Annotated in this window: 8 protein-coding genes and 1 pseudogene; 5 read left to right on the top strand and 4 right to left on the bottom strand. The window is 72.7% G+C overall.

Annotation, left to right across the window (positions count from 1 at the left end; all coding sequences use genetic code 11):
- Positions 1–9: 9 nt before the first annotated feature.
- Positions 10–1,407 carry an alpha,alpha-trehalose-phosphate synthase (UDP-forming) gene (locus ACFHWS_RS07290; RefSeq protein ID WP_416552444.1) on the top strand — a complete coding sequence of 466 codons (1,398 nt, stop codon included), beginning with the start codon at positions 10–12 and terminating at the stop codon, positions 1,405–1,407.
- Complete coding sequence (otsB, locus tag ACFHWS_RS07285) at positions 1,408–4,017, top strand: trehalose-phosphatase (protein WP_416567867.1); 2,610 nt, start codon at positions 1,408–1,410, stop codon at positions 4,015–4,017.
- A gap of 44 nt (positions 4,018–4,061) precedes the next feature.
- On the opposite strand, the gene cobA is transcribed toward otsB, so the two are convergent.
- The 3 genes and pseudogenes from cobA to cobC all read right to left on the bottom strand — a co-directional run.
- On the bottom strand, positions 4,062–5,321 hold the full coding sequence (cobA, locus tag ACFHWS_RS07280) for a uroporphyrinogen-III C-methyltransferase (protein WP_416552440.1): 1,260 nt from the start codon (positions 5,319–5,321) through the stop codon (positions 4,062–4,064).
- A complete protein-coding gene (gene cobT / locus ACFHWS_RS07275; protein ID WP_416567911.1) occupies positions 5,318–6,367 on the bottom strand; it encodes a nicotinate-nucleotide--dimethylbenzimidazole phosphoribosyltransferase in 1,050 nt (349 codons plus the stop codon). Before cobT ends, cobA begins: the two co-directional genes overlap by 4 nt.
- Before the next feature lie 71 nt (positions 6,368–6,438).
- Positions 6,439–7,530: pseudogene (cobC, locus tag ACFHWS_RS07270) on the bottom strand (Rv2231c family pyridoxal phosphate-dependent protein CobC); the annotation flags it as partial.
- A gap of 182 nt (positions 7,531–7,712) precedes the next feature.
- Between cobC and ACFHWS_RS07265 the strand changes: the two are divergent.
- Positions 7,713–9,776 (top strand): transglycosylase domain-containing protein, encoded by a 2,064-nt coding sequence (locus ACFHWS_RS07265; RefSeq protein ID WP_416567910.1) that lies wholly within the window; start codon positions 7,713–7,715, stop codon positions 9,774–9,776.
- Here ACFHWS_RS07265 and ACFHWS_RS07260 read toward each other — a convergent pair.
- Positions 9,756–11,318: a cobyrinate a,c-diamide synthase gene (locus ACFHWS_RS07260; RefSeq protein ID WP_416567866.1), complete on the bottom strand. Its 1,563-nt coding sequence runs from the start codon at positions 11,316–11,318 to the stop codon at positions 9,756–9,758. The genes ACFHWS_RS07265 and ACFHWS_RS07260 overlap by 21 nt on opposite strands.
- A 127-nt stretch (positions 11,319–11,445) precedes the next feature.
- Here ACFHWS_RS07260 and ACFHWS_RS07255 point away from each other — a divergent pair, with 127 nt between their 5' ends.
- Together ACFHWS_RS07255 and ACFHWS_RS07250 are read left to right on the top strand one after the other, a co-directional pair.
- Positions 11,446–12,285 carry an SURF1 family protein gene (locus tag ACFHWS_RS07255; protein WP_416567865.1) on the top strand — a complete coding sequence of 280 codons (840 nt, stop codon included), beginning with the start codon at positions 11,446–11,448 and terminating at the stop codon, positions 12,283–12,285.
- Positions 12,282–13,544, top strand: coding sequence for an APC family permease (locus tag ACFHWS_RS07250; protein WP_416552434.1), 1,263 nt, complete (start codon positions 12,282–12,284; stop codon positions 13,542–13,544). The genes ACFHWS_RS07255 and ACFHWS_RS07250 overlap by 4 nt, the downstream gene beginning before the upstream one ends.
- Positions 13,545–13,885 lie beyond the last annotated feature (341 nt).

Below are 13,885 nucleotides of genomic sequence, written 5' to 3'. Positions count from 1 at the left end.
GTACGGAACGTGACGGTTCGGAGCTCGTTCGTAGTGGTCGCCAACCGCCTGCCGGTGGACGAGGTGACCACGCCGGAAGGTCGCCAGTGGCGGCGCAGCCCCGGCGGTCTGGTGACCGCCCTGCACCCGGTGCTCGCCGCGCACCAGGGCACCTGGGTCGGCTGGGCCGGTGGCGCCGGTGCGGCACCGGAGCCCTTCGACCTCGAAGGCATCCGGTTGCACCCCGTCCCGCTGAGCGCCGAAGAGCTGGAACGCTACTACGAAGGTCAGTCCAACGCCACCATCTGGCCGCTGTACCACGACGCGGTCGAGACGCCGGCGTTCAAGCGCCGCTGGCGGGAGGCCTACCGGGTGGTCAACGCCCGGTTCGCCGAGGCGGCAGCGGAGGTCGCCGACGAGGGCGCGACGGTGTGGGTGCAGGACTACCAGCTGCAGCTGGTGCCGGCCATGCTCCGGGAGATCCGCCCGGACCTGCGGATCGGCTTCTTCCTGCACATCCCGTTCCCGCCGATCGAGCTGTTCATGCAGATGCCGCAGCGCGCCGAGATCCTGCGCGGGTTGCTCGGTGCCGACCTGGTCGGCTTCCAGCAGCGGCTGGCCGCGCAGAACTTCGTCCGGCTGGCCCGCCACCTGCTCGGGCTGCGGTACGAGGGCCAGATGATCCAGGTCGACGGCCGTAAGGTCAAGGCGGGTGCCTTCCCGATCTCGATCGACGTTCCGGAGATGGAGCGGATGGCCCACGACGCGTCGGTGGAGGCGCGGGCCAAGCAAATCCGCGCCGAGCTGGGGGATCCGAAGACGGTGATCCTCGGGGTGGACCGGCTCGACTACACCAAGGGGATCGAACTCAGGCTGAAAGCGTTCCGGGAACTTCTTGCTGACGGAAAGCTGACAGTTCCGGATGCGGTTATGGTGCAAGTTGCCACCCCCAGTCGCGAGCGGGTCGAGCACTACCAGGCACTTCGGGTCAAGGTTGAGCGCGAAGTTGGCCGGATTAATGGTGAATTCGGCCGGGTTGGTGTGCCCGCCGTGCACTACCTGCACCAGTCGTACAGTCGCAGTGAACTCGCCGCGCTCTACCGCGCGGCCGATGTGATGATGGTGACACCACTGCGAGACGGAATGAACCTGGTGGCCAAGGAGTACGTCGCGGCCCGCGCCGACACCGGCGGTGCCCTCGTGCTCAGTGAGTTCGCCGGCGCGGCAACGGAGCTGCGTCAAGCGTTCCTGTGCAACCCGCACGACCCGGACGGCGTCAAGGATGCCCTGTTGCGGGCGGTGCACGTCGACAGTTCCGAGGCCCGGCGGCGGATGCGGATCATGCAGCGCCATCTGCGGACCCATGACGTCGGCCACTGGGCCCGCTCCTTCCTCACAGAACTCGGTGTGCCCGAGACGGAGGAATGAATGAGAACGTCCGTCCTTGACGGGGACGTACGCGCGGCCGCGGATCAGATCGATCCCGAGCTGCGCGCGGCGATCGGGCGGATCGCCCGGATGCCGATACTGCTGGTGGCCTGCGACTACGACGGCACCCTCGCACCGATCGTCGAGGACCCGACCAGGGCCGTACCGCTACCGGAGTCGGTCGCGGCGGTGCGGGCGCTGGCCGCGCTTCCACAGACCACCGTCGCGGTGGTCTCCAGCCGGGCGCTGCGCGATCTCGCCGCGCTCTCCCGGCTGCCCAGCGAGGTCCATCTGGTCGGCAGCCACGGGTCCGAGTTCGACATCGGCTTCGTCGAACGGCTGGCCCCTGAGCAACTGCAGGTGCACTCCCAGCTCAAGCGGGAGCTACGGCAGCTGATCAAGGACCAGGCCGGGGTACGGCTGGAGGTCAAACCGGCCAGCGTCGCGGTGCACACCCGGGGCGCCGATCCGGCAGTCGCCGAAGCGGTCGTCGCGGCGGTCAACACTGGACCGGCCGCCTGGCCCGACGTCACCGTCACCCAGGGCAAGGAAGTCGTCGAACTGTCAGTGGTCGCCACCGACAAGGGCACCGCCCTGGACCAGATCCGCACCCAGACGTCGGCCAGCGGCGTGCTGTTCATCGGCGACTCGATCACCGACGAGAGCGCCTTCGCCAACCTGCACGGCCCGGACGTCGGCATCAAGATCGGCGACGGCGACACCCGGGCAGCGTTCCGGGTCGCCGAACCGATCGACGCCGCGCGGGTGCTCGGCGTGCTGTTGGAGACCCGGCGCAACTGGCTCTACGGCGAGCACGCGGTGCCGATCGAGCGCCACTCGATGCTGGCCAACGGTCGGACCATCGCACTGCTCACCCCGGACGCCAAGGTGACCTGGCTGTGCCATCCCAAGCCGGACTCGTCGGCGATCTTCGCCGATCTGCTCGGCGGCGCACCGGCCGGGCACTTCGCCGTCGCACCGGCCCGCGGCGGGTTCCCGCTGGGGCAGCGCTACCGGCCCGGCACGATGACCGTGGAGACCCGCTGGTCGGGGCTGACCGTCACCGACTGGCTGGACCGCCCGCCGGCCGAGTCCTCCGCCGGCGACACGGTGCTACCGGGCGCCGACTCCACCCTGGTCCGGGTGCTCACCGGCACCGGGCAGGCACAGCTGGAGTTCGCACCGCGCCCAGAGTTCGGCCAGGTGGCCGTGCAGTTGCAGCCGCTCGGTGACGGGCTGCTGGTGCTCGGCTCCAACGAGCCGGTGGCGCTCTACTCCCCCGGGGTGGTGTGGAAGGTCATCGACGACGGCGGTCGGGAAACCGGCCGCGCCCTGGTCGACCTGGCCGCGCTCGACGGCATGCTCACCATGGAGCTGCGGTTCGGCTCGCACAGCCTGGAACACCACACCGTCACCGTGCAGCAGCGCCAGTCCACCGCGGAACAGCCGTGGCGGGAGTGGGTCCGGCAGCTGCAGCTGCCGAACACCGGCCGGGAGCTGGTCGCCCGCAGCGCGCTCACCCTGCGGGGACTGTGCCACGAGGCGACCGGCTCGATCCTCGCCGCCGCGACCACCTCGCTGCCCGAAGAGCTCGGCGGGGTACGCAACTGGGACTACCGGTACTGCTGGCTGCGGGACGCGGCGATGAGCGCCCGGGCGTTGGTCGACCTCGGCTCGCTGGCCGAGGCCGAGGCGTTCCTGCGCTGGGTGGACGGCTGCGTCGAGCGCACCGGCGGCCACCCGGAGCGGTTGCACCCGCTCTACACGGTGGAGGGTCTGGAACTGGGCGCTGAGGCGGTCATCGACACCCTCCCCGGCTACGCCGGCTCCCGCCCGGTGCGGGTCGGCAACCTGGCCAACCACCAGCTGCAGCTCGACGTGTTCGGGCCGATCGCCGACCTGCTCGCGGTGGTCGCCGACGCCCGCGGTGCCGTGCACGACGACGAGTGGCGGGTGCTGGAGGCGATGGTGCAGGCGGTCGAACGCCGCTGGCACGAGCCGGACCACGGCCTGTGGGAGGCCCGGCTCGCTCCCCGGCACCATGTCTTCTCCAAGGTCATGTGCTGGATGACGGTGGACCGGGCGCTGCGGATGGCGGGCCGGCACGGCGGCGGCGAACGGCCGGACTGGGTCGAGCTGCGCGACCGGATCGGCCGCAACGTGCTGGAACACGGCTGGCACGCCAAGGCTGGCGCATACACGGTCGCCTACGGCGACGAGGAGATGGACGCCTCCTCGTTGTGGATCGGGCTGTCCGGGCTGCTGCCCGACGACGACCCGCGGTTCCTCGCCACCGTGCTCAAGGTGGAGGCGGACCTGCGCAGCGGCCCGGTGGTCTACCGCTACCGGTGGGACGACGGGTTGCCCGGCCGGGAGGGCGGATTCCACATCTGCACCGCCTGGCTGATCGAGGCGTACCTGCGCACCGGGCGGCGCGGTGACGCCGAGGAGCTGTTCGAGCAGATGATCGACACCGCCGGCCCGACCGGCCTGCTGCCCGAGCAGTACGATCCGCTCGCCGAACGCGGGCTGGGCAACCATCCCCAGGCGTACAGCCATCTGGGGCTGATCCGGTGCGCCCTGCTGCTGGACGACATGCTCAAGCTCTGAACCGGGTCGGTCCGGCGCGCCGCTCCCCCGGCGCGCCAGACCGCTCAGTCCTCGGTCCGGTCGGCTCGATCGGTCGGCACGTCCAGCGTGCCGACCACGTCGCCGAAGACAACCACGGCCGGCGGCCGCAGCCCGGCGGCGGCGGCCTCGCCGGCCACGGCACCCAGGGTCGACGTCAGCGCCCGCTGGGCGCCGGTGGTCGCCTCCTGCACCACCGCCGCCGGGGTGTCCGCGCCACGGCCGTTGGCGAGCAGCGTCTCGGCGATCGCCGGCAGGTTCTTCAGCCCCATCAGCACCACCAGGGTGCCGCGCAGCCGGGCGAGCGCCGGCCAGTCGACGAGCGACAGCCGGTGCCCCGGCGGCAGGTGGCCGGAGACCACGGAGAACTCGTGGGCCACCCCCCGGTGGGTGACCGGGATACCGGCGGCGGCGGGTGCCGCGACCGAACTGCTCACGCCGGGCACCACCGACACCGGCACGCCCGCCTCGACGCAGGCCAGCAGCTCCTCACCGCCCCGGCCGAAGACGTACGGGTCACCGCCCTTGAGGCGGACCACGACGGATCCGGCCCGGGCCCGGTCCACCAGGATCCGGTTGATCTCCTCCTGGGCGGCAGCCGGGCCGTACGGGATCTTCGCGGCGTCGACCAGCTCGACCCGGGCGGGCAGCTCGTCCAGCAGCAGCCCGGGCACCAGCCGGTCGGCGACCACCACGTCGGCTTCGGCGAGCGCGCGGCGGCCCTTCACGGTGATCAGTTCCGGGTCGCCGGGGCCGGCACCGACCAGAACCACCCGGCCGGTCGGTGCGGGGCCGGCGGTGGCCGACGCCGTCCCGGCGGTGTCGGCGACCGGGATGGTGCCGTCGGACAGCCGCTGGTTGATCGCGTCCCGGACCCGGACCGCCCGCTGCGGGTCCCCGCCGCCGAGCACCGCCACGGTCACCGGGCCGTGCCGGGTCACCGCCGGGGTCCAGGCGGTCGCCTCGGTCCGGTCGTCGGCCCGTACGCAGAACACCCGCCGGGGCTCGGCGGCGGCGCTGACTTCGGCCGCCGCCGCCGGGTCGTCGACGGCGACCTGGACCAGCCAGACCCCGTCGAGGTCACCGGGCTGGAACCGCCGCTGCCGCCAGCCCAGCCGCCCGGCGGTGACCAGGCCGTGCAAAGCCGGGGTCAGCTCGGGTGACACGACGAGCACGTCGGCTCCGGCGTCCAGCAACGCCGGCACCCGCCGGGTGGCGACCGCGCCGCCGCCGACCACCAGCACCCGCCGGCCGTGAAGCCGCAGCCCCAGTGGGTAGAGATTCACTTCTCGGAAACTCCCGCCGCGTCGAAGGTGGCCACCTCATGCAGGACCCGGACCGCGCTGGCCACCATCGGCCAGGCGAGCAGGGCGCCGGTGCCCTCTCCGAGGCGCAGCTCCAGGTCGACCAGGGGGTGCAGGCCGAGCTGGCGCAGCCCAACGGTAGCCCCCGGCTCCACCGAACGGTGCCCGGCCACCATCGCGGCGGTGGCGTGCGGGGCCAGGGCCGCCGCGGCCAGCGCGGCGGCCACCGCGCTGACCCCGTCCAGGATCACCGGGATCCGCCGGGCGGCGGCGCCGAGCAGGAAGCCGCAGAGCGCTGCGTGTTCCAGCCCGCCGAGCGCGGCCAGCACGCCGACCGGGTCGGCCGGGTCCGGCCGGTGCCGGCGCAGCGCGGCGTCCACCACGGACATTTTCCGCTGGTACGTCGGCTCGTCGACCCCGGTGCCCCGGCCGGTGACGTCAGCCGCCGCCGCACCGGTGAAGCCGGCGATCAGGGCCGCCGCCGCGGTGGTGTTGGCGATCCCCATGTCCCCGGTGAGCAGGCTGGCGGCGCCACCGTCGTGCAGGTCGCCGGCGACCCGGATACCCACCTCGACGGCGGTACGGGCCTCGTCGACGGTCATCGCCGGCCCGCTGGACAGGTCGGCGGTGCCGGGGCGTACCCGGGCCGACACCAGCCCGTCGGCGGGCTCCAGCGGCGCGGCCACGCCCACGTCGACCACGGTGACGCTGGCCCCCATCTGCCGGGCGAAGGCGTTCACCACCGCGCCGCCGGCCAGAAAGTTGGCCACCATCTGCGCGGTGACCTCCTGCGGCCAGGGGGTGACCCGCTGCCGGTGCACCCCGTGGTCGGCGGCGAAGACGGCCACCGCGCCGGGCTCGGGCAGCGGTGGCGGGCAGGCCGCGGCGAGGCCGGCGAGCCGCACCGACAGCTCCTCCAGCGCGCCGAGCGAGCCGGCCGGCTTGGTCAGCCGGGCGTGCAGTGCCCGGGCCTGAGTCATCGCGTCGCCGTCGGGGGGCTGGATCCGCGCCAGGGTCGCCTCGATCAGCGAGCCGGTCGGGTGATCGGGCACAAGTCCGCCAGGACCGTCGGGCATCGGTACTCCACGACCATCGGGCATCAGTCCTCCAGGGTGGTCGACAACACGGAGACGAAGGCGTCGGTGGTGGCAGTGTCCCGTACCGCGATCCGCAGCCAGTCGACACCCAGCCCGGGGAACGTGTCGCCGCGGCGTACCGCGTAGCCCTGCGCACGCAGCCGGTGCCGCACCCGCTGCGCACCGGCGACGTGGATCAGGACGAACGCGCTGGCCGGGGTGCCGGCCACGGTGACCCCGGGCAGTTCGGCGAGCCGTCGGACCAGGTGGGCACGCTCGGTGGCGAGCGCGGCGGCGAACCGGCGTTCGGCGCCTACCGCCCGGCGGCTGGCGCACACCTCGGCGGCGACCAGCGCCGGAGTGGCGACCGGCCACAGCGGCGCTGCGGTGGCGAGCCGGCGCAGCAGCGGCTCCGGGCCGAGCAGGTAGCCGATCCGCAACCCGGCCAGTCCCCAGGTCTTGGTCAGGCTGCGCACCACGACGAGTCCGGGCAGGTCCCGCCGGTCGGCCAGCGACTGCGGTTCGCCCGGTACGCCGGCGGCGCAGGTGGTGTCGGCGAACGCCTCGTCGACGACGACGACCCGGCCCGGTCGGGTGAGCGCGGCGACCGTCTCGGCGGGGTGCAGCACCGACGTCGGGTTGGTCGGGTTGCCGATGAGCACCAGGTCCGCGTCGGCCGGAACGAGGCCGGGGTCAAGGGTGAACCCGGTGTCGGCGGACAACAACACCCGGTCGACCCGGTGCCCGGCGTTGCGCAGGGCGGCTTCCGGCTCGGTGAACTGCGGGTGCACCACCACCGGGTGGCGGGCGTCGCGCAGCGCCTGGGCGATCAGGACGAAGCCCTGGGCGGCACCGGCGGTGAGCAGCACCTCGCTGGCGGGCCGGCAATGCCGGTCGGCGACGGCCGTGACAGCGGCCCGCTGGTCGGGGTAGCGGGCGAGATCGCGCAGGCTGGCAGAGACCGGTTCGGTCAGCCAGCGCGGCGGTTCGCCGACCCGGACGTTGACCGCCAGGTCGATCAGGCCGGGGGTGGCCTCGACGTCGCCGTGGTGCCCGAGATCGTACTCCTGCATGGTGGCGATCATGCCGGGCGGGCGAGACGAAATCGACGAAGGGTGACGCTTGTGACACGATTCGTCTTATGATTTTAATCCTTTTGGTCACTTTATGTGGATGTTCGGCTTAGCTTTGGGCCGTGAGGAAACGCACCCGCCACCCAGCTCGCAGTGGCCGCCTCGTCCAACTGCTCCGGGCCGGTCTGATCGCCGGTGTCGTGGTCGCCGCCGCCGCGTACCCGATGGCCGCCGCCGCCGGTCTCGGCGTCATCGCCAGCACCAGGGCGATCGACCAGATTCCCAGCGAGCTGCGCGACGCCCAGCCCGCCCAGACGTCGTACGTCTACGCCGCCGACGGCAAGACCCTGGTGACGATGTTCTACGAGGAGCACCGCAGGTACGTACCGCTGACCGAGATGTCGCCGTTCATCCAGCAGGCCATCGTCGCTTCCGAGGACAACCGGTTCTACCAGCACTCCGGCGTCGACCCGAAGGGCGTCGCCCGGGCGTTCGTCGCCAACCAGCAGGCCGGCGGGGTGTCCCAGGGCGGCTCCACCCTGACCATGCAGTACGTCCGGCTCGCCCTGCAGCAGACCGCCCAGAACCCGCTGGAGCTGCAGGCGGCCACGGCGCAGACCCCCGGCCGCAAGATCCGGGAGATCCGGATCGCCATGGAGCTCGAGAAGCAGATGTCCAAACCGGAGATCCTGGAGCGGTACCTCAACGCCGCCTACTTCGGTCACCGGGCGTACGGCATCTACGCCGCCGCAGAGATCTTCTTCTCCAAGCACCCGAAGGCGCTGACCGCCAGCGAGGCCGCGCTGATCGCCGGACTGGTCAAAGCACCGTCGGAGTACGACCCGGCGACATCGGACCAGGCCGCAGCCACCGAGCGGCGCAACTACGTCATCGACCGAATGGCCGACCTGGGCTACCTCTCCCCGGTCGCGGCCGAGCAGGCCAAGGCCGAACCGATCCGGCTCAACCTGAGCACCCCGCCGAACGAGTGCGTGTCGGTGCCGCAGGAGCACAACGACTGGGGCTTCTTCTGCGACTACCTCAAGTCCTGGTGGATGAGTCAGAAGGCGTTCGGCGACAGCCCGTCCGAGCGGCTGGCAAACCTGCGTACCGGCGGGTACCGGATCGTCACCAGCCTCGACCCCGGCATTCAGAAGGTCGCCCAGGAACAGGTCACTTCCCGGGAGTCGATCGGCAGTCCGTTCGCGCACGGCCTGGTGGCGGTCGAACCCGGCACCGGACAGGTCAAGGCGATGGCGGTCAACCGGGTCTACTCGCTCGACCAGACCGACAACGGCCAGCACTCCAACCCCAACCTGCGGGAGAAGGTCAAAGGCAACTACCCGAACACGGTGACACCGCTGCTCGGCGGCGGCGACCTGCCCGGGTACCAGGCCGGCTCGACCTTCAAGATGTTCACCATGCTGGCCGCGCTGGACGCCGGCATGCCGTTGCGCTCCGGATTCAACGCGCCGCACCGGATCAACTCCATCTACGACGGCGGCCAGGGCAGCAGCAGCTGCGGCGGACGGTGGTGCCCGAGCAACGCCGACGGGTCAATGGCCGGCTTCCACTACATGTGGTCCGGGTTCGGTAAGTCGGTCAACACCTACTTCGTCTGGCTGCTGCAGCAGGTCGGCGCGGAGAAGGCGGTGCAGATGGCCGAGCGGCTCGGGCTGCGTTGGCGCACCGACGTCGACCGGCGCAACGCCTCACCCGAGTACGCCAGCAAGTGGGGTGCCTTCACCCTCGGCGTATCCGACGTGACCCCGCTGGAAATGGCGAACGCGTACGCCACCATCGCCGCCGACGGCAGCCACTGCGAGGACTCCCCGGTGTTGGCGGTGGAGAACCCGGACGGCACCCCGGTCACCTACCGGGCGTTGACCGGGGTCGACGTCGAGGTGGCAGCCCCGCGCTGCCGGGCGGCCTTCTCGCCGGACGTGGCCCGAGCCGCCACCGACGCCGCCCGCTGCCCGGTCGGTGACCGCCCGGCCGCTGGCGGCTGTGGCGGCTGGGCCACCGCCGAAGGGGTCGCCAAGGCGGTCGGGCGACCGGTTGCCGGCAAGACCGGTACCACCGACAGCACCCGGTCCGCCTGGTTCACCGGATACACCCCGGAACTCGCGGTGGCCAGCTTCATCGCCGACCCGGACAACCCGTTCAACGCGGTCGGCGACTGGCAGTCGCAGAAGCCGGTGGACTCGGCCGCCGGTACGTTGAAGAATGCCCTCAAGGGCAAGCCGCCACGCCAGTTCACCCCGCCGTCAGCCGAGATCGTCGGCTGAGGCCACCAGCACCGGCTCGGTGTCCTCGTCGTCGCCGACCGACGGCGGCCGCGGCCCGGGCGGGTGCGGTGCGGCCGGGTGCGGTGCGGCCGGGTGCGGCGGCACCGGCGGGCCGGGCTCACCGGGCGGCGGGCCGACCCGGCCGTCGCCCGCCCCCGGCCGGCCGTCGGCGGCGGCGACCACCAATCGCCGGGCGATCTCCGGTGCCCCCGCCCAGTGCAGCGTCAACTGGGAGGCGTGCACCCGACGCCAGACGAAGCCCTCCGGCACTCCGTTGCCCCACGTCCACGCGGGGGTGTGGCCGGCACGCGGGGAAACCACCGTCTGGTGCTGCTTGTAGCCGATCAGTCGACCACCGAGCGGCGCGACCGGGGTGGCCGCCCGCGACGTCGCCTCCCGGTAGCCGACGATCATCCGGTCGGTGGTCGACGCCGCCGCGTCGAACACCTCACCCATCGGCCGCCCGTCACACTCCCGGACCAGCCAGAGCAGCCCGGTCCCCTCGGCCAGCACCGGCCGACCGGACCGGGCCAGGTCGGCCACCGCGAGGGTCAACGCACGGTTCGCCGACAACTCCGGCAGGTAGGTCTCCGGCAGCCCGCCGGGCAGCACCAGCGCCGCCGTCGCCTCCGGCAACGACTCGTCCCGCAGCGGATCCACCGGCACCACCGCGGCACCGGCGGCGGTGAGCAGTTCGACCGTCTCCGCGTAGCCGTAGATCAGCTCAGCCGTGCCGGCGACCGCGATCACCGGACGCCGGGCCGGCGGCGGCGCCGGCGGCACCCCGGCCGCCTCGGCCTCGGCGGCCAACGCGTCGCCGGCGGTCCACTCCGGCACCGGCAGCGGCGGCGCTGACCGGGCCATCGCCAGCACCAGGTCCAGGTCGACGGCCGCGTCCACCGCCTCACCCAGCCGGCGGATCAGCCGTACCGTGTCGATGTTGTGATGCGCGACCGGCACCACCCCGGCCGGGCGCGGGACCCCCGCCGGCAGTTCGCCCCGGTGCAGCGCGCCGAGCACCGGCACGCCGATCTCGTCCAAGGCGGTACGGAGCACCTGTTCGTGCCGCGCCGAGCTGACCCGGTTGAGGATCACCCCGCCAAGCCAGAGCAGTTCGTCGTACGCCCGGAAGCCGTGCACCAGCGCACCCACCGACTGGCCCATCGTCGCCGCGTCCACCGCCAGCAGCACCGGGGCGCGCACGGCGGTGGCGACGGTCGCCGTGGACGGGCTGTCCGGCCGGCTGCCGAGACCGTCGAACAGCCCCATCGTCCCGGTGACCACGGCGATGTCGGCTCCGGCCGCACCGTGCACCAGCAGCGGACCGATCCGCCCGGAGCCCACCAGCATCGGGTCCAGGTTGCGGCCCGGCCGCCCGGCGGCGGCACCCAGATACGCGGCGTCGGTGTGTTCCGGCCCGACCTTCAGCCCGGCAGTGCTCAGCCCTCGGTGCCGCAGCGCGGCCAGCAGGCCGATCGCCACCGACGACTTGCCGTGGCCGGACGCGGGGGCGCTCACCACCAGGCGGGGCAGGGACGGCATCTGCGACTCCTCTTTACGTACGGGTGGCGGGCGGTTCCGGGCGACGGACGCCAGGTGGGGTCGGCCGGACCGCCACCGGCGGCATCGGTGGAACAGCCGCAAGACGATACCCGGTAGTCTCCGCCATGTGTACCGGTTCCTGCTGACGCCCCGGTGGCTGGGCTACCTCGTGGTGGCCCTGGCCGCTGCGGCGGTGATGGTTCAGCTGGGAAACTGGCAGCTCGACCGCTACCACCAACGCAGTGCGGTCAACGACCGGATCGACACCGCCGGGCAGCAGACCCCGGTCGAGCTGACCCGGGCCGCCGGCCGCCCCGGCCCGGCACCCGGCCAGGCCGGCGACGCGCCACCGGAGTCGGCGACCTGGACCAGGGTGACCGCCGTCGGACGCTACGACAGCGGCAACGACGTGCTGGTCCGCAGCCGTACGGTGAACAGCCGGGTCGGCTACGAGGTGCTCACCCCGCTGGTGCTGGCGGACGGTTCCGCGGTGCTGGTCGACCGGGGGTGGATCCCGCCGGACGACAGCGGGCTCGCCGTCGCGCCGCCGGTGCCGCCGGCACCGACCGGCGAGGTGACCGTGACCGGGCTGCTGCGCCAGCCGGAGCCGATGTCCGGCTCGGTGACCCGCCAGGACGGCACGCTGCAGACCCGGCGGATCGCCACCCCGGTGCTCGCCACAGAGTTGCCCTATCCGATCTACGGCGGCTACGTGCTGCTGCAGGAGCAGGACCCGCCGGCCGACCCGGTCTTCGTCGCCGTACCGATCCGGCACGAGAACAGCTGGCAGAACGGCGGCTACGTGGCCCAGTGGTGGATCTTCGCGGCGATGACCCTGGTCGGCTTCGGCTGGCTGGCCCGGCGCGAGGCACACAACCGGCGGCGGCCGGCCGGTGACGGTGACCGGGCCGATGCCACCGGAGGCGATGCCGACCCGGTCGACCGGCGTTCGCCTGCCGTACGGTGAGCCCGACCGACCCGTCGCCCGGCGGTCTGGCCCGCCGGCTGGGCACCGGCGACGCGGTGGTCGTCGGTCTCGGTGCGATGATCGGCGCCGGGGTGTTCGCCGCGTTCGCCCCGGCGGCGGCCGCCGCCGGCGGCTGGCTGCTCGCCGCGCTCGGCGTCGCCGCCGTGGTGGCCTACTGCAACGCGATGTCGTCGGCGCGGCTGGCCGCCCGCTACCCGGAGTCCGGCGGCACCTACGTGTACGGCCGACGCCGGCTCGGCGACTTCTGGGGCCACCTCGCCGGCTGGGGGTTCGTGGTCGGCAAGACCGCCTCGTGTGCGGCGATGGCGCTCACCGTCGGCAGCTACCTGGCCCCGGGATACGCCCGGCCGGTCGCGGTCGCGGCGGTGGTCGCGCTCACCGCGCTGAACCTGTTCGGCGTGCACCGGTCGGCGCTGGCCACCCGGATCATCGTCGGTGTCGTGCTGGTGGTGCTGGCGGCGGTGGTCGTGGCCGGGCTGATCGGCGGCACCGGGCCGGTCGTCGGCGGGGCAGGCGGCGTACCCGTCGACGGCTGGGGGGTGCTGCAGGGCGCCGGGCTGCTCTTCTTCGCCTTCGCCGGCTACGCCCGGATCGCCACCCTCGGCGAGGAGGTCCGCGACCCGCGGCGCACCATCCCGCGGGCGATCCCGATCGCACTGGGCATCACCCTGGCGGTCTACGCGCTGGCTGCGGTCGCGGCGCTGCGGGCCCTGGGCCCGGCCGGGCTGGCCGACGCGCCGGCACCGCTGGCCGCCGCCGTGTCGCAGGCCGGTGCCGGCTGGTTGACCCCGGTGGTACGCGTCGGCGCGGCCACGGCGGCGCTCGGGGCGCTGCTGGCATTGATCCTCGGGGTGTCCCGGACCGTGTTCGCGATGTCCCGGGGCCGGCATCTGCCGGCCGGGCTGGACGCCGTACATCCGCGCCGTCAGGTGCCGCACCGGGCGGAGATCGCGGTCGGGGTCGCGGTGGTCGCCCTGGTCTGCGTCGCCGACCTGCGCGAGGCGATCGGCTTCTCGTCGTTCGGGGTACTGGTCTACTACGCGGTGGCCAACGCCGCCGCGTTGACCCTGCGCCGCGACGAGGGCGCGCTGCCGAAGGCCGTACCGGTCGTCGGGATCGCCGGCTGCCTGCTGCTGGCCGCCACCCTGCCCGGCACGGCAGTGCTCACCGGGCTGATGGTGTTCGCTGTCGGCGTCGGCGTCTGGTGGGCCGGCCGCGGCGTCCGCGCCCGAGGCTGACCGACAACCTGCGCGTGGACGTCGCGGGTTAGGCTACCTGGCTTACCCGGATCAGGCTCTATCCAGTCGAGAGATTGAGGCCATGGTCATGGTTTCGGGACGACCGTGACGCTTGGTTCCGGACGGTCCACCGAGAGCAAGAAAGCGCTCATCAGTAGCGAAAATGCCACGGTGAGCAGAGAGATGCCGAGCAGAACCTGGAGGTCTATTCACAGGCGATCCTGTAGAAGTGCAGCCCGATGACACAGGAGATCGTTTCCGTAAAGGTCGCGAGCGGTCTGCGGTAGTCGGTGTGTAGGATTCTCCAGGTCTTCAGGTTCGCGATGACCTGTTCGACGACC

The sequence above is a fragment of the Micromonospora sp. LOL_013 genome (assembly GCF_048060315.1).
Lineage (GTDB): Bacteria > Actinomycetota > Actinomycetes > Mycobacteriales > Micromonosporaceae > Micromonospora_E.
This window is presented reverse-complemented; position numbering and strand designations above follow the sequence as displayed.

Bases quoted from the DNA above. Each gene is read 5' to 3' on its own strand.
- otsB (WP_416567867.1), top strand. From the start codon at position 1,408: ATGAGAACGTCCGTCCTTGACGGGGACGTACGCGCGGCCGCGGATCAG.
- ACFHWS_RS07265 (WP_416567910.1), top strand. From the start codon at position 7,713: ATGGCCGCCGCCGCCGGTCTCGGCGTCATCGCCAGCACCAGGGCGATC.
- ACFHWS_RS07260 (WP_416567866.1), bottom strand. From the start codon at position 11,318: ATGCCGTCCCTGCCCCGCCTGGTGGTGAGCGCCCCCGCGTCCGGCCAC.